This is a genomic window from Sphingobium naphthae (genome assembly GCF_043589935.1).
GTDB classification, from domain to species: domain Bacteria; phylum Pseudomonadota; class Alphaproteobacteria; order Sphingomonadales; family Sphingomonadaceae; genus Sphingobium; species Sphingobium naphthae_A.
The window spans coordinates 96,622-114,103 of record NZ_CP171456.1 but is presented as its reverse complement, the minus strand read 5'-3'; the positions used below and the strand labels follow the sequence as shown (position 1 = coordinate 114,103).

The window sequence follows — 17,482 nt, the reverse complement described above, 5'->3', positions numbered from 1 at the left end:
TCGCATCTCACAAAACGAATCGATGCGAGAGCTTATCACGGAACATAGATGGAACAAAACGGGCGAGGCTTACGCCGTCTCCTCGCCGATGCAGTCGCCAAGAGCGCGGAGCTGGCCAGCGAATTTGTCCGGGTTCTCGCGCTGTAGACGCTCGAGATTGATCGCCTTCCACCGCAGCGCAGGCAGTTCGGCAATCTCCGGATCGAGCCCGACCGCCGACCAATCGGGCGCGAGTTCGTGAAACGACATGAGGAAGCGCCTGTTGGCGGGCTGTCGCGCCCGTTCGCCAAGTTCGCTGATCAGGCGCTCGCGCGCGTCGAGCAGCGCCTCGAGCGGCAGGTCCGTGACGGTCATGCCGAGAAACTCCGCACCATATTGATCGCGGATGTCGAGCCGGTGCGGACATAGCAACTCATGGGCAGGGCGCGGATGACTGACGAGGTAGATGAGGAACGCCTTGAAGAGGTCATCGCTGATCCCTTCATTGGCGAAGAGAAAATGAATGTCGAACAGATCGCGCGGGTGCTGGCGGTCGAGCGCGGCCGCGATCTTGCCCGCATAGAGATCTGCCTCGGACACCAGCTGCATCTCGGCAAAACCGAAACGGTCTTCGACCGCGCGGCTGACCGATCGCACGGCAGGCGAAAATACCGTTCCGCGCAAGACCGGCGAGACCTCGATCTTGATCGTCACACCGTCGGCTTGGACGACAAGACGCTTGCCGTCGGGAAGCAGGCGACGCTCGACCGCCATGCGGCCACCCCGTTCGAGACGGCCCGCGACCCGTTCGAGCCCGTCTCTCACGGCCTGCAATGAGCTCTCGCGATCGGCAACCGGCAGGTAGACAAGGTCGATGTCGACCGACAGGCGTGGGAGATCCCGCACGAACAGGTTGATCGCCGTTCCGCCCTTGAGCGCGAAGATCTCCTCCTGCGCGATTTCCGGGATGGCGCGGACCAGCAGTCGTACCTGGTCCGCATAGATCTGCGCCGTCATTGGTCTTCACTTTCGGTTTTGGGGCCGAAGGCTTCGGGCACCGTGATCTGATACCGTGTGTCCAGTCGGCCACCGGGTACGAGCTGGCGTTTGCCCCGGCCCAGATCGACGACGTCGCGATCGATCCGCTTCGCCCAGCCATGCGCGTGACGATCGGCGAAGAACAGGAACAGTCGCTTGGCCCTGATACTCGTGCAGCTTTTCAGCAGGTCCGTCACCAGCCGGGGACGAAGGGTCGTGAGGTTCTCGAAGATCTTGTCGGCATGGTCGAAGGTAAGGCTCGCAGGCACATCGTCCATCAGCTCGATCGTCGCACGCTCGGCGCTGGCGACGCGGAGGAAATGATCCCAGGCTTCGCTGGCCTGTGGCGAGGCCGCCACATCGCCGAGCCGCGTAGTGCCGAGATCGAGGCGGTGCCAGTCGATGCCGAGGTCCGACGCCTCGAACAGCGTGCGTCGGTGCATCACGAGCTGGGCGTTGGTGGACAAGGTCGCGAGCCAGGAAGGGGCTGCATGGTCCGGGTCGTAGAGATGGACCGTCCGTTCCCCGCCGAGCCGGGCGAAATGCCCGAGACCATGGAGCTCGAGAGCGGTTATGCCGCCCACATAGAGTTCGCCGGCTGCGGTCCGCTGCGCCGACATCACTGCCATGTCCCATCGCAGCGATGCTGCGGCACCTTGTGTCGTCGTGCGCCGATAGACCCGGGGCGCGACGCGCTCGAGCCACCCGCGCCGAACATAATCATGGACCGATGTGCGGGCGACGCCCTGCGCCTGCAACCACGCCGAATCCACGAGCAGACCCGGCGGCAACGCCGTGAGAAGCTGGTTCAGAGTCTGGCGCCTTTGTCCGTCCATACCGAACAAATTGCCGTATTTCTGAACCGCTGACAAGGATCAGTTTATAATATCGCGATTTCGTTCGCTTCAGACGAACAGAATGCGCGATTGATGAACCAATCGATACGCAGCGTCAGCGGGCCCGATTGCGTTCCGGCGGTTTATGCTCGCGGCCAGGCCGTACTGTCGCGCCGCGCGCGGGCGCCGCGGCAGGCTCCACGCTTCGCTGCACCGACGGACCCCGATCCCGGACTTCGGCAGGCTTTATGGTGCGCCCCGCTGCGACATGCGCCTGAAGCTGCGCCCGGGCGACCCCCATGACCCGCATGATCGCCTCGGGATTGTCGAACAGGGTGCGCTGCACGACCGCTTCCATGACCCGCAACTGGCTGTCGATCGCGCGATCGTTCGGCAGGCTCCGGTCTGATCCGCGCGGCGGCGCGCGATCCGCCTGACCCTGCGTCGACGACCGGCGGGCCGGCGCGGGGTCTCTGCTCTCGGCGGCATCCCGCGACGTTATCGGCGCGATGCTGTTCTTGCTCGCCTCGCCGCGCACGCGATCAAGCTCCTGCAGGTCGCGCTCATTGGGCTTATAGCCCCGGACTTCGAGGCCGTTTCGCGAAGCCTCGAGCCAGGCTGCCCGACGAAAGGTCTCGGATCCGGTGATATGGATGCGGTCCCATCCACGATGCTGCGCGATCGCCACCATGTCCTTGACGACTTCCTGGCTCTCATTGGCCGTCAGCAGCCGCCGTCCCTGATCGCGAAACGCGGGATCCTTCGCGTCGGCCGAGGTGAAATAGGCCGGATCGCCCGACCATTTCGCCTTGTCGGCATAATAGCGTTTGCGCACTGCCTCGGGCAGATCGCCCGCTACGACCGACGGGGCCGTAGGCGCCTGCCTGGCATCCGCCTTGACGGGAGGTGTCGGGGCAATCGCAATCTCGGGTTCGACAGGGTCCGACCGATCTTTGGTGCCGACCGCCTTGCTCACCGTCTTGTCGTCGATCGCGATGCCGTTTGTTCGGCGCCGCGGCGCGCTCGCCTTGCTCTCAGCGGCCATGATGCTGCCTGCCGTCTGCTAATGTATCCGCCATCTCCTGATCCTCCTCGGGTTCGACCGCCGCGCGCGCCGCCATCGCCATGACGAAGGCCAGCGCGGCTTCTTCGTCGCCCGGCGCCGGCAATTCCTCCAATTCGCCAAGCACGAGCATGTCGTCGGTTATCTCGACCGTGCCCGACAGTTCGTCGGCGCTCAACATTCTGGTCACGACAGGCTCCTTTTCAGCAGGCGGGGCAGATGGGTGCAGAGCGGCGCGCTTGGCTTCGATCGCTTGGGCGAGCACATCCGAGCCCGCGCCGATGATCGCCGCCGCCACGGGTTTGGGCGTCGGCAGGCGAACGAGGCGGGGCGCAACCTTTGGCGGGTCGCAAATCCGATCGGTGAACCGGCGCGACCGGAAAAATTCGATCTTGCGGCCGCGGACTGGCGGAATGCCGCCCCGCAGAAGCAGCAGATCGCCCTTGGGCATCTGCATCAGTTCCTGAGGCATCATCAGCGCGCGGCGCTGGTCGCTCTCCGAAATGCTGCGATTGGCGAGCATCCCGTGGATCGTGCGGCTCTTCGATTTCACGTTCATCGTGAAAAAACCGAGCCGCTCGGACAGTTCATTGGCGACCTTCAGCTCCTTTGGCGTGAAGACCACTTCAAGGCCGCAGTTTGCGATGATCTCATCGGTGACGTCTGGGCCGTAGAGCGCGCGTGGCTGCGAACGGCTCTGGATCACGGGCAGCAGGCGCAGGCCATAGCCTGCCACATAGGAGAAAGCCGACGCTATGACGGGGGCCTTGCCGAGCCGGGCGAACTCATCGAGCAAGACCAGCACTGGCACGTTCCCGCCCGTCGCCGGCAACTCTCGCGTGTTGAGGTCGATCAGCTGCTGGAGGAAGAGATTATAGACCGGCGCGATGCGGTCGATATTGTCCGGCGACACCCCAAGATAGATCGACATGCGCTCCCGGCGAACCTGCCGCAGATCAAAATCGGTCTCCGAGGTCGCGGCATCGACGAACGGGTTGAGCCACAGGTTCAGTTTGGACGTGATCGTCTGCTTGATCCCGGAAAAAGTATTGTCGGACGCGGAGGTGAAATCGCTCAGGGCCGACACACAGGCCTGGCTCAGCCGCTGCCCGCGCTGCTGCGCCTCTTCGACCACCTTGGGCAATTCGACCTTCGGGTCGCCAGTCGTCATGCGGCGGTAGATCTCGCCGATCGTGAAGGGCAAGGCAGGATTGGCGGCGACAAGCGCCCCGACGCCGACAAAGGCGGCGCGCGCTGCCTCGGCCCAGAACGGATCCGCCTTCTCAGGCGACGGGAACAGCATCCCGCCGATCTTCTGGAGTTCGTTGACGACGTCTATGTCGTCGAGCCGATCAATATAGCTCAGCGGATTGTAGCGCGCGGTGCGGCCTTCGGGGTCGAGAGGATCGAACAGGTGGACCGTCTGACCGTGCCGCGCCCGAAAGCCGGCGGTGATCTCCCAATTCTCGCGCTTCACATCGAGCACGACCACGGAGTCTGCCCAGCTGAGCAGATTGGGAATGACGACACCGACACCCTTGCCGGCCCGGGTCGGGGCTTCGAGCAGGACATGCTCGGTCCCGCCGAACACCAGATAGCGACCGCCTTTCTGGCCGACGATGATGCCCGACTTTGCGCGGAGCTGCTCGCGCCTGATCTCGCTTTCGCGCGCAAAGCGCGCCTCACCGTGCAGGGATCGACCGCGCTTGAGAATGACGAGCAGGATGATGAAGGCGATCGCACCGCTCACCATCGCGCCGCGCTGCAGCCAAAGATGGAGAAGCGGGTCGGCGCGATAATACCACAGCCACGACGGCAGTGCCGTCACCTGCATGTTCGGTCCGATCTGCTTCAGCCCGATCAGCGCCACCAATATCGCGCAAAGCGCGCATGCGAGCGCCGCTCCCAACAGAGTGCCGCCGACAAGCGCGACCTTAGTGAGAGGACTGGCTTGCGACAGCCGGGTCAAAATGCACCTCCTCGACTTCGAATTTTCCGTCTCGCTTGCGGGTCTGGACGACGACATCGACCAGCATGCGCAGCAGCCCGCGAATGTCGTCGCGCGCCAGATCGCAACCGCCTTCGGATTCCTTGACGAGCAGGGTCAGCTGCTCGAACGCGCCCATCGCGGACCCAGCGTGGACCGTCGTGATCGAACCTGGGTGACCTGAGTTGACATTGCGCAGGTAGAAGAAGGCGGTGCCGTCACGCAGTTCCTGCAGCAGGATGCGATCGGGGCGCATGCGCAATGCGCTCTCGAGAAGCTGCTTGGGTCCGACCTTGGCCAGCCCCTGTCGCTCGCTCGAATAGACCATGTGGACGACATTGCGGTGGTCGACGACAAGCTCGCGTGTGTCCTCGATCGTCAGCAGACGCTCGTCGCGCGGGATGAGCTGGATCAGCGCCTTGGCAAAGGTGGTCTTCCCCGATCCGGTCGCGCCGCTCACCAGGATATTCTTGCGCGCCGCCACCGCGGTTCTGAAGAAAGCCGGCCAGTCGCCGGCGTCCCGCATCGCGACCATCTTCGCGTCGACGTCGGTCAGACCCCGCGCTGCGGCGCGCGTGCCGGCGAACAGGCCGGCCTGGGCAAGCTGGTCGACTGCAAGGTTCACCCGCGATGGCTTGCGGATGGTGAAGGAGGGCGATCCCGTTGGAGTGACCGAGGGGATCACGATCTGGCAGCGTTCGCCGCCGGGCAGGATCGTCGAGCAGATCGGCGTCTCGGCATTGATGTCCTGGCGCGTGAAGCTGGCCGCCGCGACAGCCAGCGTCGCCAGCCACTCGCTGTCGAGTTCGGCGACATCATGCCAATGCCAGCCGCGATGATCCTCGATGCCGACCTCACCCGGCCGGTTGATGACGAGCTCGGTCACCTCGGCAGGCTCCAGCAGCGGCATGATCGGATTGAGAAAATGCCGGAGGACCGCCGTGTCGCTCATTTCTCGCGCCGCAGCTCGAGATTGTAGACGTCCGCGAAATTCAAATCCTTGGCGACGAAGATGCCGACTTCCTCGCCCTGGTTCTTCTTGAGCACGGGTCGGATGTTGATGCTGTTCTGAAGGGCGATGCTCGCGCCTTCGCTCGGCGCCCGCGTGGTGTTGTTGAAATTATTGTTGCCATTGGCGACCGCCTGGCCGGCGATATAGGCGCCATCGTCGACCAGCGAGAGCAGGAGCGCGCTGCCGAACCGTGCCCAGAAGAAGGTATCGACCGAGCCTGCGATCCCGGCCCGGCCCAATGCGTCCGAACCTGGCGATGCGAGGTCGATGCGCACCCCTTGCGGTGTGACCGCGCGGGTCCACAGCACGAACAGGCGGTTCTGACCTTGCTGGATCCCGCCATGATATTCGCCGACGACCTTGGTGCCCTTTTCCATGAGGACGACGCGCCCATTCTCGGAATAGACATCGCGCGGGATAAGGCACGATGTGTAGCCGGGCTGGGCGGAATTCATCGCTGTCTGAAGAACGCACGGGATCAAGGTGCCGGCGGTGACGAGATAGTTGCGATTAGGCAGCATCGAGGCGCGTGCCTCGCCGATTGGCGAACTTTGCCGAAGCGCATCCAGTGCATTGGGCGCGCCGCGCTGTGGCTGGCCGTCGACATCCTCCCCGGGCGCCATAAGAGAACCCGGCCTGCCACTGCCAGTACCGTCCGGTGCCGACGTCGCGAGCCCCTGGGATCGCCCGCCATAGGCAATCAGTGTCGAGCGCCGGGCCTGTTCGGCGATGTTCTGACGATTGTTCTGCGCCGAAGGCGCAGGCGTAGCGCCAGGCTGCATCGCCGGCACGATCTGCCCGTCGGATCCGACCACCTGGCCATCCGGCCCGGGGTTGAGGACCGGCGCATTGGGATCGGACTGCGGGGCGCCAAGAGGCTTGGGTCGCGCCGCGACCGCGTCATAGGCGACAGTTTCGCGTGCCGACAGGTCCGTGCGCTTGGCGGTGGCTTCGGGCTTCGCCATCAGGTTGGCCGCCGGTTTCCCGCTCGGGCCTGAATTGACCCACAAGATACCGAGCACCATCGCGGTGCCGGCGAAGATTAGCGCGGTGTTGCGCTTCGCCGGCGTCATGCCGCCGATGGGATCGATACCCCGGTCGCGCAGGATCTCGTCGCGCTCGGGCGTAGGATCTCCAGTGATCGGGCGGCGATCGTCCGACGCGGTTTCGTCCATCGCGCTCACTCCTTCGGGTCCTGTACGGTGCGGTCGACATGCGACGATGCCGTGTTGGTGCCGGCGTCGAGACCATAGGGTGTCGGCGCCTGGTTATAGATGCACAGCACCTCGCGATTGCGCCGCAGCCGGAGCTGGGTCGCCACGAGGTGAACGACCACGAATTCATCGCGGACGTCGAACGGGACGAGCGTTTCCGACCCATCCGGGCGCACCATGTAGATGGCGGGAATTTCATGATTGCCCGGGAAGCGGAGCACCGTGAACTTGCCGTTGTCCGAGATCTCGGAGGGCTGCAGCGCGCTTGAGCCCTGGACCTTGTAGTTGAGATTGCGCGGACCTTCGATGACGCCGTGGTCGAGTGCGCCGCGCACTGCGCTTGCCTGCATCGCAGCGACGCGCTGGGCTTCCTGCGCGGCTTGCATCCGGGCTGCGCGTTCCGCCTCATCGCGGGGATAGCGGAAGCGCACCTGGAAGAAGGCATCCGAACTTGCGCTGCTGATCGCGCCGCGCCGGGTGGTCAGCTCGAACGCATAGTTGCGCAGTTCTCCGCCGTGGTTGGTGGTGACGATGAGGTTGGTGGGGCCAGCGCGCTCGCGCGGCTTGAGAAAGAGGATATGTCCGGCAACGGCCACTTCCCATGACACGGTGTCGCCAAGGGCCACATGCTCGATCGTCTCGCCGTCGCCGAGCACGATCTGGGTCGCCGTGCGGAAGGTGCCGACAATCCGGTAGACCTGCGTCTCCTGATAATCGACGAATTTGACCCGCGGGTCGGCCGGTCCGCCGCGAGGTGTGTCCTCGGCCAGAGCGGGCTGGGCACCGAGGAGGCACATTGCTGCAAGGGTCAGGAGCCGCTTCACCGGACCACCTCCGGATCGGCTCGATAATTCTCGACCTGGAAGCCGAGCGGATTGCGATAGCGATCGCCCTCCGCCATCGGGGCATTGGTGTAGCGAAAGGTGATGGTCGCGATCCAGTCGCTGTTCTGGATGTTCGTGTCGGTCTGGACCGTGCGGGTGAACCGGACATTGGCGACGCGGTCGTTGATGAAGCTGATGTTGCGAACACGGGCCTGGACCGTCGCTCCCTTGCCCCATGTCACCTGCGGACTCGACGGGTTGTCGTCGTTGAAAAACCGGCCCCAGCGCTGCTGTTCACCCGGCTCGGACAGGATCGCCACCGCCCGGAAATTCTCTTCGGCCGCCGCCGGCAGCCAGCTCTCGCGTGCCCGGACATATTGTGCGAGGAAGAATTTAGTGACGGCTTCGTCGTAGCGCATCGGCTGCTGGGTGAGGGCCGTCTGCACATCGACCGCGCCCGTCGTCTGGTTGACCCGGATGATATAGGGCATGACCGTCTTGAGCGGCGCGAGGCCTGCCAGCGCCAGTGCCTCGGCCGTGCATGCCAGCAATGCGAGGACGGCGACGCCCCAGGCGATCCGTTCCGAGCGCAGCGACTTGCGCTGACGATCCTGGTCCCATGAGCGTGCATGGCCGAAATAGAGTTCGGCGTCGCTTGCTGGCACGCCCTCGCTTTGACGCCGCATGATCAACAGCTCCCATAAGTGGTGGTCTGATCTCGCGACGAAATCTTGTCGGGCGGCGGCGCGGAGGCTGGGACCGGCGGTGGCGGCGATCCACCGGCCGGCGGTTTGACCTGCGGCACCGGGGGCGGGGCAGGGGGCGCGACGACCGCTGGGACAGGCGAGCCGGGCAGCACGCTGCCGTAGACATTGGCGTCGCGTAGATGCCTGCCGTTGCAGATTGGCAGCTTCTTGGGTCCCGACGCGCCATGTGTGGCCATCGGTGCGACAGCGGCGAGGAGCGCGACGCCCTGGAGGATGCGTGTCGTCAGCGGTTTGGACATTGGCGTATTCCTCATGATCATCATGCGCGGCTCACCGTGCCGCCGCGTTGCGCGGCACGTTCGAGATTGCGGCTGTTTCGGGAGATTCGGCGCTGCTGGAAGGGCGCGGCCATGGTGCTCCACGCCGAACCCGCGAATGCGCCGACACCTGCGGCCGCGCCGCCGGCTATGCCGGTCGCGATCGACGGCGCCTGGAAAAAGAAGATCGTGCCGAGGAAGATATAGACGGCGAACATGATTGCGCCGAGTGCCGCATCGGCCACACCTTCTGAGGAGGTTATGGCGAGTGCGCCGAGATCGGTAATCAGCGCCGTAATTGCGATGATCACTGCCATCAGAACGATGTAGTTAAAAGCCTGCCCCAGCCATCCATGGAAGAAGCGGCGTGTTGTTTCGAATAGAGATAGGGCGATAAATATCGGCCCAAGCGCAACGATGATCGCAAGCGCAACCTTGGCGAATACGGTGATGGAAAACCCAATCGCAGCCGATAGACCGGCCAAAGCCTTCAGGCCTAGACTTAGGGTATAGAGTACAAGTTTATATGGATTAATGTCACTGTATGTCGCGGCTTCGGTCTCAATCCGCGCAATGATCGCATCAGCCTGACCATAATAATCATCAAAGACGTTTCCGACACTGGTCACTGTACGCCCCGCGAGGGCTTGCGAAATAGCGTCGGGCATCCCGTGGAAGAGGGGGTTTGTAATCCATTCCGAATACGCCACGGTCGTGGCCGCGAGGTATAGCAGGCAGAGCTTCACCATTCGGTAGAAGAGTTCGCCCCATGGCTCGCTCACGATCCCGCGCATGACCATGTAGCCGAACAGGGCGATATAGATGACTAGCCCGAGCGCCAGCGGGCCGCGCACGACCTCGATGACGTTGGTCAGGCGCTCGTTGAGGAACAGATCGAGCTTGCCGTCGATGCTAACATAGAGCGTCGTGAAGAGACCGTCCTCCATTACCGAACGTCCGATTTTCCTGGACGAGGCGATAGCGAACGTAGCTTCAAGTCCAAGGTTCTCACGCTTTGAGCGTTCGAGCACTCCTGAGGGTCGGGATGGGTCCCATCTGCGCAACTTTTCAGCACTTCGGCGAGTTCTTCAGGATGCGACTTCAAATATTCCTTTCCCCTTGGAGGCTGCTGGCACGCGAGGAGCAGCATAGGCAGCGACAAGACTACCAAGACGGATGCAAGGGGCTTCATGGCTTGAGGCTCCCGAGCTTTGACGCCAGAATTCTTTCGCTTTCCTGTTGCGACCGAATGTCTTGTTCGGCTCGCTGTCGCATCGCTAGCGCTTGAAGCTGGACGGAATCATTCTGGATATGCGCATTCTCGACACCGACGCGGGCCTGGATATCCATCACATCCTTGGCGTCGGACGCTGAATCGAGCGAAGTGCGCAGCTCCTCCAGACCGGCCGTACGCTGAGCGGTCACACCATAGGCTGCCTCGGCAATAGCCGCATCCCGCGATGCCAGATCCCCATTGCGCAAAATGGTGTCACGGCCGGAGCGCTCGTAAGCGGTCGCATCCGGCCGTAAATCGGGGAGATCGACCCGGTTGGCCGAACGGATGCGGTTGGCCGAGCTGGCAAGACTGCCCAAGCCGCTCATATCCGACGACATCAATCGCTGAATGTCGCGAGCCTCGCTCGGCAGAAGATGCCGGACAGCGTCGGTGCTGAGCGAACTGGCAATCTTGTTGACGTTGGTCAGCTTGTTGACGCTGTCGAACATATCGGTCGCCTGCGCGATCTGCGCCTTGCCCTGCTCGATCATCGCGAGCGTGTTCTTCACGGTCGAAAGGGTCTGGAGGAAGGTGTTGGAATCGTAGACGGGGATGCCCTGAGCGCTGGCCGGGGTGCTCAGCGCCAGCAAACCGCCAATCGCGAGGATCGAAAAAGCTCTCATCTTTCTATCCTTTCCTTCTGTTCGCGGTCGCCCGCTGCTCGTGAAAAATGGGCAACCAACGCGCCGGATCGTCACCATGTTCGCGGCGCACTGCGTCAAGAATTCCAACCGTCGCCGTGGTGCCGGAGAGCACCGCAAGCTCGTCACCAAGACCGGCGAGATCAAGCTCGACGACGATCGAGTCATGGCCTTGTTTGATGAGGAAGCGCCGGCTCTCGGGGATCAGATCGCTGCGGATCAGCTTGAACTCGGCGCGGGTGAGGCCGAGGCCATCGATATAGTCGGACTCCCGGCCATAGGGGTTGGGCAGCAGGATCTTGGTCGCGACCTGTTCCATGATGCTGTGGGAAATGTCGGAGCGCAGCGCGTCGGCCGGGCTTTGCGTGCCGAACACCAGAAAGGCGTTCTGCTTACGGTAGGTTTTCAGACCATCCTGCGCGAACGCGCGGAAGGCTTCATCGCCGAGCGCTTTCCAGAATTCGTCGATGTCGATCACCAGTCTGCGGCCGTCGAGCAGCGCGTCGATGCGGTGGAACATATACATCATGAGCGGCGTGCGGATCTCGGCATTGTCGAGGAAATCAGTCATGTCGAAGCCGATGAACCGCGCTTCGAGCGTCAGTTCGTCTGCGTTATTGTCGAACACCCAGCCCAACGCGCCGCCGCGCGCCCATTTCTCGAGACGCGCGCCGATGCCCTCGGGATCGCGCTGCCCCAGCAATTGCCGCAAGGCGAGGATCGATCGCTCTTCGGGGGGCAATCGGCCGATCGATAGGATGCCATCGTCGATCATGCGCTCCTGCATGACACCGAGCTGGCCACCAACGGGCGTGACCAGTTGGCGTATCAGTCGACCAAGGAACGTGATGTTGCCCGGTGACTGATCGAGCGCACGCAGGGGCGCGAAGCCGGTCGGCACGCCATTGCGCAGGGCAAGATAGGTGCCGCCCGATGCGCGTACATAGATTTCCGCGCCCCGGTCCTTGTCGATAAAGATCTGCTGGGCGCCGGTCTTCTCGAGCTGCGCCATCAGGAAATTCTGCACCACGGTCTTACCGCCACCCGACGGGCCGATGATCAGCGTGTGGCCGAGATCGTTGACGTGGAAATTGAAATAATAGGGCGACTGGGCTGCGGTCTTCATCAGTGCGATCGCAGCGCCCCAATGATTGCCATCGGCCCGACCGGCAGGGAAGGTGTGGAAGGGTGACAGGGCGGCGAAGTTGCGCGACGTGATGGCGGCAGGTCGGGCGCGCCAGGCAAAATTTCCCGGCAACTGCGACCAGAAGGCGGCCTCCAGCGCTGGTCCCTCGCGTGCTGAAACCAGGCCGGCATCGGCCAGCGCGGCGCGCGCCGTCGAGAGATTTTCGGCGAGCCGCTTCTGGTCTTCGCTGAACACGGCGAGCGAGAAGTGATGCTCGCCCAGCACGAACCGATTGCTCTGCAGATCATCGGCGGCATCGGCGAGCTCGAGCGCCTGGCTCGCTGCCGCATCTTCGGTCGATGCCATCTGGTTCTGGCGCCTGCGCAGTCGCTCGGACGCACGCGCCTTGCCCATGAACGCGAAGGACTGGGTGACGACGAACGCGAAATCCTGCGAGAGAAGCGCGTTGACCTGCCCCGGTCGCGTCATGGCCGGATATTCGCGGATACCGAACAGGCCGACGAAGCGGCTATCGGCATGGGCGCGAACCTCGACCGTCTCGCGGCCGAAGATCACCCTTTCGCCGTAGATCGCCGATCCCAGATGACCACGAACAAGCGGGACGCGCGTCGCGCGCCCCATCATGACGAGTTCCAGCACCTCGAGCGGCTGCGAGAACATGAGGCCGCGATGTTCGTACAAACCCAGTCGCTGTGGCCTGCAACGCGCGAGCAGCTTCTCTATATCGCGCGCCTTGTCCTCGAAACGAACGAGCTCGTCCTCGTCGACCTCGGTTCCCTCTTTGCGGGCACTGGACAGGCGACGCAGCAAGACCCCTGTGCGGTCGGCCGAGCCAACGGACGGGCGCATCACCAGCGTCAGATAGAGCTCGTTGACGAACATGCGCTTAGCGGTGACCCGCGCGCGATATTTGGCATCGAGATCGGCGGCGAACGTAGAGCGAAACTCGCCCTCGGGATAGTCGGTGACCGGGCGGCGCACGATATGCGTCCAGATCGCGAGACGATCGTCGGCGATGTTGCGCAACGTCCCGTTGAGCTTCTCATGCCAGTCGTTCAGCTGAGCGGGATCGGCTGTCTCGAAGGCGATGCCGTCCAGCCTGAACATCATCATCAGGTCGCGCCCGTCGAGCGCGATCACCTGCGCATCGACGTGCCGCGCATAAGGCAGATAGCGCGCAGGATCCGCCTCGTTCTTGAGGATGCGCCACGGAGTACGCGCCGCATCGCGCGAGAAGGCACGACTAGCCATGCAGAAAGCCCTTTCGGCGTGCGCCCTGAGTGGGGAGGGGAGAGTAGGAACTGCCACCCCACCAACCGCGGTTGCGGCATCGCGCCTTCGTCATCGTCCAAAGCCACAGCAGCCGGAAGGCATTGGCGTCGTGGCGGACGATCAGGCGGGCGATCGCAAGAAACGCGCCTGCGAGTGCCAAAGCGTAGAGCGGATTGCCGCTTATGATGAGGGTCAGGCAGGATGCGAGTGCGATAGGCAGCGACGCTTCGATCGGAACGCCCATCCACATCGTCGGCCGCGTCACTGCCAGGAAGAGCGTTTCTTCACGCAGCTTGTCGTCGTTGACCATGATGGCCTCACGCACCGCCGGTGATGGTGTCGACGATCCACTGCGCGCTGAACACGATGAAGATGCCGACGATGACGGTGACGAGAAGACCGAGGCTGGCGCGGCCAGTGAAGAACATGAAGCCCACGATGACCACCGCGATCACCGCGATCGTCTTCGCAAACGTGCCGGTCAGCCAGGTCTTGATGTTGTCCGCCATGGAGGTGATGCCGTCGGCGGCCTGCGCATAGGCCGGGTCTGTCAGCACAAGCGAGACGAGAACCGCCGCTAAAAGCAGCGTGAAATACTGGGAGAATGATCGCGCAGACGCGGAGTGCGCAGCAGCAGGCAAGGGCGGTGTGGCGATCATTCGGGCTGTCCTTTCAATGGGGCGGTTTGAGACGAGCCGAACACCATCAGCGTCGCAGTTTGCGCGACGGCCGAGGTGTTCCAGCTTTGATCGGGTGGATCCGCTACTGGCGAGGGGGTAGGAGCCGGGCTCTGTGCCGCTTTCGCTATCGGCGCGTCTGCCATGGCAATGCCTGCACGTTGCCGGATTTGCGGTATGATGCTGCTCGACGAGGCGTAGACCTTGCCGACATAGCCATTGGCAAAACCCTTCCAGCGGTTGCCGGTATTATACATGGACATGGCCGTGGCGATCGCATCCTCGGTGGAGCGGCTGGACTTCGCCACACTGGTGTAATTCTCGGCGAGCACGCGTGCCGATGCGGCGAGGTTTCGGCACGGTTCGAAAGCGTCCTCGATCGACAGGTTCAACGGCTTGAGATTCGCGCTGTTGATCTGGCCAAGGCCGAGATCGATATTGTAGCCGCGCGCGATCAGCGACCGGGCGGACGCGATGGCCGACGCGCGATCGGACACCTTCGGCGCCGCGACGCCCTTGGCGTTCACGCCGATGGCATAGGGATCGAAATGACTTTCGGTGTAAACCAGCGAGACGAGAGTTTCTGCCGCGACCGTGGGCGCGCATTGCCGCGCGAGCGCGACCACGGCTGCAAGCTCGAGCATCATCGGGGCGTCGTTCCCGGTTCGATGGCGGCTTGGGGCAAGCGCTCTATATTGGCGAGCGAGTAGGTCGTCTGGCGGCCGTCGGCGAAGGTCATGACCACGCGGCGTCGCGTCGCCGAGTTGCGATCATAGACCTTGGTCTTGGCAACGCCCCCGCCAGAGCAGCCGGGGAATGAACCGCCCAGGGCAAGTCGTTCCCAGAGCTTCACCATTGGCGGGACGCAAGCACCATATTGCGTCGCCCCGCCGGGGTTTGAGAGGCAAAGCAACACCTGGCAGCCCAGATCATTGGCCTGCGCTGGTGTTGCGGGCATGCACAGTGCCATGGCGGATGCGATGATGGCGTGACGCCTATGCAGCATGCTTGCCTCCATGCCGCTGTCAGTGCAGGGCAAGGACAGCGGCTTATTTGAATGAAAGTCGCGCTACTTTTGAGCCGTTTAGCGCCGTTTGACGCAATCCCCCCACTTAGGGGGAACGAGGTGGCACCTGGCTCTGGTTCATCCGACGGACTGTAGGAAAGCCACAAGGCCGCGCACGACGCATGCCCAGTTGGACCTGACTTTATCGACAGCAGAATTGAGCATTCCGACGAGGGTGAGGGGCCTTCGTCGGCGTAATCATTCAGATGTGGGGGACGCGATGATAGAGGACAGTTACTGCTCGATCAGTCGAGCATCGCTCGCGGCTTCTCGGTGATGACGAGGGGGTAGTGTTCGGGTTGCGACGCTACTGGTTACAGCATTGCGTCGATATTGAGATGCCCGTCTCGCACCGCGCGCAGCACAAGCTGGGTCCGCCGCCGCACACCATAGCGCCGCCGTGCGCCCTCGACATATTCATGCACAGTGTCGCGGCTGAGCCCGAGTATCTGGGCTGCCTCCCAATCGCTTTTACCCTGTCCGACGAGCGCGATGCAGTCGATCTGTCGGGGGCTGAGCGGCACCGGTTCATAGCTCAGACGCTCCTCTCCGAGGATCGCGCGACCGCGATCAAAAGCGATCGTGCCGATCAAGCGGGCGGCAAGAGCATCCTCTCCCGAAATTTCGTCATCGTTTGCGCGTGCAACAGAGAAAAGCGCGTCGGGCTCATCAGCCATGCGGATCGGCATAGTGAAGCCCTGGCGCAGCCCGTGATCGCGCCCCTTTGCCAATGTAGCAATCTGGCGGGTGCTGGGATCGATGAATTCCCCGATCTGGTTCCAGTTCAGCCCGGACGGCGTTTTGCCCACGGCAGCGTGGACCGGATCATCGAGGTAGAGCCTGGTCTCGATCACTTCGTCGAGCCATTTGACAGGATATGTCGTCAGCATCAGCGCATTCTTGCTGCGTTGTACCAGATCGACATTATGCAGGAGGGCAAACCAGCGGAAACCAAAGTCCCTGACAATTGCGTCCACGAGGTTTGAAAGTTGGTCGAGCGTTGTCGCCAGTTTTGAACTCTGCTCGAAGGCGCCGATAGTCGCCAAGCGGCCGATGTCGCGCGTGCCCTGCATGAATTCAGGCTCGACGGACGGATAGACGACGTCTAGCCCAAAATCGGTGAGTTTACTGATATTTGCGATCAGATGCGTGCTGCCTGAGATATTGTGGTGTCAGTCAGGCGATCCGGAAATAGGCTCTCCCTTTCTGAAACAAACAAGCAACACGCGGCGTATTTTTCTGCTGGCTCAGCCACCGCGCTGGAAGCCTGCGTTGGGCCACCAGCCTTGGAGATCCCGGCAGGTTTCACCATCCCCAGCCGTTGACCCTCAACCGGTTCGATAATAACAATTATGTTAAATAAATCAATATGTTAGGTCTGCGGCGGCAATGGCTTTTGCCGCCGCAGACCTTCAAGTGCCTCAGTCCGGCAGCTTGTAGGCGATGACAAGGTCACCGCGGTCAAGCGATTGCCGCGCGCCGCCCGCCGTCACAACGACATATTGCTTCTTCGTCTTTGGAGAGACGAAGGTCATCGGCGTTGCCTGTCCACCAACGGGCATCCGCTTCGCCAGCAGCTCCTTGCCGGTGCGCACGTCGATCGCCCGCAGGTAATAGTCGGTGGTCCCGGTGTAGAAGATCAGGCCCGATCCGGTGGTCAGTGCGCCCGACAGCGTCGGCGTTCCGATCGGGATACGCAGATGCGTCTTGATGCCAAGCGGACCTGTGTCCTGGGTCGTGCCCAAGGGCTTTTGCCAGACGATCGCGCGCGTCTTGAGATCGATATCGATCGCGGTCATGGTCCCGAACGGAGGATTCTGACACGGCACGCCAAGCGGCGACATAAACCCGGTGAGAAGCGCACCGTAGGGCGCACCGGCTTGCGGGTTGATCCCGTCGTGTCCCGCACCACCTTCGACCTTCGGCTCACCCAGGATGCGGTCGGTTTCCGCTCTGGGAACAAGACGCAGGATTTGCGCAAGGCGGATGTCATTCACGATCAGATAGTCGTTGGTGCGATTGACGCTGGCCGACCCCCAATTCATGCCGCCGTAGAAGCCCGGCCACTGCAGCGTGCCTTCGAGCGACGGCGGTGTCATGTCACCTTCATAGCGCAGCTTGCGGAAAGCAACGCGACACCAGAGCTGGTCGAACATGCTCACGCCCCACATCCGGCGCTCGCTCAGAGGATCAGCACCAATGACAGGCATGCCAGTCGAATAAGGCTGGGTCGGCGAATAGCGCTCGCCGGGGATCGAACCCTTGGGCACGCGACGCTCCTCGACCGGCGCTACCGGTCGGCCGGTACGCCGATCGAGGACGAAGATCTGGCCGCGCTTGGTGACCTGGATCAGCGCAGGCGTGGTGCCGCCCTTTCCGTTCGGAATATCGTAAAGCGTAGGCTGAGCGGGGACGTCATAGTCCCA

The 17,482-nt window shown here is 62.9% G+C and carries 19 protein-coding genes; all 19 read right to left on the bottom strand.

Features of this window, described 5'->3' with window-relative positions; all coding sequences use genetic code 11:
• Window positions 1-69 precede the first annotated feature (69 nt).
• The 19 genes from ACGGKE_RS17770 to ACGGKE_RS17680 all read right to left on the bottom strand — a co-directional run bounded on the left by ACGGKE_RS17770 (window position 70) and on the right by ACGGKE_RS17680 (window position 17,326).
• Window positions 70-996 (bottom strand): nucleotidyl transferase AbiEii/AbiGii toxin family protein, encoded by a 927-nt coding sequence (locus ACGGKE_RS17770; RefSeq protein WP_004212782.1) that lies wholly within the window; start codon window positions 994-996, stop codon window positions 70-72.
• A complete protein-coding gene (locus ACGGKE_RS17765; protein ID WP_004212781.1) occupies window positions 993-1,853 on the bottom strand; it encodes a type IV toxin-antitoxin system AbiEi family antitoxin in 861 nt (286 codons plus the stop codon). Before ACGGKE_RS17765 ends, ACGGKE_RS17770 begins: the two co-directional genes overlap by 4 nt.
• Window positions 1,854-1,968: 115 nt before the next feature.
• Entirely contained in the window at window positions 1,969-2,898 is a 930-nt protein-coding gene (locus tag ACGGKE_RS17760; RefSeq protein ID WP_004212779.1) for an LPD7 domain-containing protein, read from the bottom strand.
• On the bottom strand, window positions 2,888-4,885 hold the full coding sequence (locus ACGGKE_RS17755; protein ID WP_394443266.1) for a type IV secretory system conjugative DNA transfer family protein: 1,998 nt from the start codon (window positions 4,883-4,885) through the stop codon (window positions 2,888-2,890). Before ACGGKE_RS17755 ends, ACGGKE_RS17760 begins: the two co-directional genes overlap by 11 nt.
• A complete protein-coding gene (gene virB11, locus ACGGKE_RS17750) occupies window positions 4,851-5,855 on the bottom strand; it encodes a P-type DNA transfer ATPase VirB11 (protein WP_137405247.1) in 1,005 nt (334 codons plus the stop codon). Before virB11 ends, ACGGKE_RS17755 begins: the two co-directional genes overlap by 35 nt.
• Window positions 5,852-7,090, bottom strand: a complete 1,239-nt coding sequence (gene virB10, locus ACGGKE_RS17745) for a type IV secretion system protein VirB10 (protein WP_394443154.1) — start codon at window positions 7,088-7,090, stop codon at window positions 5,852-5,854. Before virB10 ends, virB11 begins: the two co-directional genes overlap by 4 nt.
• A gap of 5 nt (window positions 7,091-7,095) precedes the next feature.
• Window positions 7,096-7,926 (bottom strand): P-type conjugative transfer protein VirB9, encoded by an 831-nt coding sequence (gene virB9 / locus ACGGKE_RS17740; RefSeq protein WP_037512078.1) that lies wholly within the window; start codon window positions 7,924-7,926, stop codon window positions 7,096-7,098.
• 23 nt (window positions 7,927-7,949) lie between these two features.
• On the bottom strand, window positions 7,950-8,639 hold the full coding sequence (locus ACGGKE_RS17735) for a virB8 family protein (RefSeq protein WP_004212771.1): 690 nt from the start codon (window positions 8,637-8,639) through the stop codon (window positions 7,950-7,952).
• Between the two features lie 2 nt (window positions 8,640-8,641).
• Window positions 8,642-8,959 (bottom strand): hypothetical protein, encoded by a 318-nt coding sequence (locus ACGGKE_RS17730; protein ID WP_004212769.1) that lies wholly within the window; start codon window positions 8,957-8,959, stop codon window positions 8,642-8,644.
• A 20-nt stretch (window positions 8,960-8,979) separates the two neighbouring features.
• A complete protein-coding gene (locus ACGGKE_RS17725; RefSeq protein ID WP_004212767.1) occupies window positions 8,980-9,924 on the bottom strand; it encodes a type IV secretion system protein in 945 nt (314 codons plus the stop codon).
• Window positions 9,924-10,169: an EexN family lipoprotein gene (locus ACGGKE_RS17720; protein ID WP_080604529.1), complete on the bottom strand. Its 246-nt coding sequence runs from the start codon at window positions 10,167-10,169 to the stop codon at window positions 9,924-9,926. Before ACGGKE_RS17720 ends, ACGGKE_RS17725 begins: the two co-directional genes overlap by 1 nt.
• Entirely contained in the window at window positions 10,166-10,876 is a 711-nt protein-coding gene (locus ACGGKE_RS17715) for a type IV secretion system protein (protein ID WP_004212766.1), read from the bottom strand. The genes ACGGKE_RS17720 and ACGGKE_RS17715 overlap by 4 nt, the downstream gene beginning before the upstream one ends.
• A gap of 4 nt (window positions 10,877-10,880) precedes the next feature.
• Window positions 10,881-13,292, bottom strand: a complete 2,412-nt coding sequence (locus ACGGKE_RS17710) for a VirB4 family type IV secretion/conjugal transfer ATPase (protein WP_037512064.1) — start codon at window positions 13,290-13,292, stop codon at window positions 10,881-10,883.
• Window positions 13,285-13,623 carry a type IV secretion system protein VirB3 gene (locus ACGGKE_RS17705; protein ID WP_004212763.1) on the bottom strand — a complete coding sequence of 113 codons (339 nt, stop codon included), beginning with the start codon at window positions 13,621-13,623 and terminating at the stop codon, window positions 13,285-13,287. The genes ACGGKE_RS17710 and ACGGKE_RS17705 overlap by 8 nt, the downstream gene beginning before the upstream one ends.
• Window positions 13,624-13,630: 7 nt before the next feature.
• Window positions 13,631-13,972, bottom strand: coding sequence for a TrbC/VirB2 family protein (locus ACGGKE_RS17700; RefSeq protein ID WP_004212761.1), 342 nt, complete (start codon window positions 13,970-13,972; stop codon window positions 13,631-13,633).
• Complete coding sequence (locus ACGGKE_RS17695) at window positions 13,969-14,637, bottom strand: lytic transglycosylase domain-containing protein (RefSeq protein ID WP_004212760.1); 669 nt, start codon at window positions 14,635-14,637, stop codon at window positions 13,969-13,971. Before ACGGKE_RS17695 ends, ACGGKE_RS17700 begins: the two co-directional genes overlap by 4 nt.
• On the bottom strand, window positions 14,634-14,996 hold the full coding sequence (locus ACGGKE_RS17690; protein WP_004212759.1) for a hypothetical protein: 363 nt from the start codon (window positions 14,994-14,996) through the stop codon (window positions 14,634-14,636). Before ACGGKE_RS17690 ends, ACGGKE_RS17695 begins: the two co-directional genes overlap by 4 nt.
• 374 nt (window positions 14,997-15,370) lie before the next feature.
• Entirely contained in the window at window positions 15,371-16,129 is a 759-nt protein-coding gene (locus tag ACGGKE_RS17685) for an autoinducer binding domain-containing protein (RefSeq protein ID WP_004212758.1), read from the bottom strand.
• 348 nt (window positions 16,130-16,477) lie between these two features.
• Window positions 16,478-17,326 (bottom strand): quinate/shikimate dehydrogenase (pyrroloquinoline-quinone) domain protein, encoded by an 849-nt coding sequence (locus ACGGKE_RS17680; protein WP_394443147.1) that lies wholly within the window; start codon window positions 17,324-17,326, stop codon window positions 16,478-16,480.
• Window positions 17,327-17,482: the final 156 nt, after the last annotated feature.

Excerpts from the sequence above, each read along its gene's own strand:
- virB11 (WP_137405247.1), bottom strand. The coding sequence starts at position 5,855 with ATGAGCGACACGGCGGTCCTCCGGCATTTTCTCAATCCGATCATGCCG.
- ACGGKE_RS17705 (WP_004212763.1), bottom strand. The coding sequence starts at position 13,623 with ATGGTCAACGACGACAAGCTGCGTGAAGAAACGCTCTTCCTGGCAGTG.
- ACGGKE_RS17690 (WP_004212759.1), bottom strand. The coding sequence starts at position 14,996 with ATGCTGCATAGGCGTCACGCCATCATCGCATCCGCCATGGCACTGTGC.
- ACGGKE_RS17760 (WP_004212779.1), bottom strand. The coding sequence starts at position 2,898 with ATGGCCGCTGAGAGCAAGGCGAGCGCGCCGCGGCGCCGAACAAACGGC.
- ACGGKE_RS17685 (WP_004212758.1), bottom strand. The coding sequence starts at position 16,129 with ATGCAGGGCACGCGCGACATCGGCCGCTTGGCGACTATCGGCGCCTTC.
- ACGGKE_RS17720 (WP_080604529.1), bottom strand. The coding sequence starts at position 10,169 with ATGAAGCCCCTTGCATCCGTCTTGGTAGTCTTGTCGCTGCCTATGCTG.
- ACGGKE_RS17710 (WP_037512064.1), bottom strand. The coding sequence starts at position 13,292 with ATGGCTAGTCGTGCCTTCTCGCGCGATGCGGCGCGTACTCCGTGGCGC.
- ACGGKE_RS17725 (WP_004212767.1), bottom strand. The coding sequence starts at position 9,924 with ATGGAGGACGGTCTCTTCACGACGCTCTATGTTAGCATCGACGGCAAG.
- ACGGKE_RS17730 (WP_004212769.1), bottom strand. The coding sequence starts at position 8,959 with ATGTCCAAACCGCTGACGACACGCATCCTCCAGGGCGTCGCGCTCCTC.
- ACGGKE_RS17715 (WP_004212766.1), bottom strand. The coding sequence starts at position 10,876 with ATGAGAGCTTTTTCGATCCTCGCGATTGGCGGTTTGCTGGCGCTGAGC.
- ACGGKE_RS17770 (WP_004212782.1), bottom strand. The coding sequence starts at position 996 with ATGACGGCGCAGATCTATGCGGACCAGGTACGACTGCTGGTCCGCGCC.
- ACGGKE_RS17765 (WP_004212781.1), bottom strand. The coding sequence starts at position 1,853 with ATGGACGGACAAAGGCGCCAGACTCTGAACCAGCTTCTCACGGCGTTG.
- ACGGKE_RS17695 (WP_004212760.1), bottom strand. The coding sequence starts at position 14,637 with ATGATGCTCGAGCTTGCAGCCGTGGTCGCGCTCGCGCGGCAATGCGCG.
- virB10 (WP_394443154.1), bottom strand. The coding sequence starts at position 7,090 with ATGGACGAAACCGCGTCGGACGATCGCCGCCCGATCACTGGAGATCCT.
- virB9 (WP_037512078.1), bottom strand. The coding sequence starts at position 7,926 with ATGTGCCTCCTCGGTGCCCAGCCCGCTCTGGCCGAGGACACACCTCGC.
- ACGGKE_RS17700 (WP_004212761.1), bottom strand. The coding sequence starts at position 13,972 with ATGATCGCCACACCGCCCTTGCCTGCTGCTGCGCACTCCGCGTCTGCG.
- ACGGKE_RS17735 (WP_004212771.1), bottom strand. The coding sequence starts at position 8,639 with ATGCGGCGTCAAAGCGAGGGCGTGCCAGCAAGCGACGCCGAACTCTAT.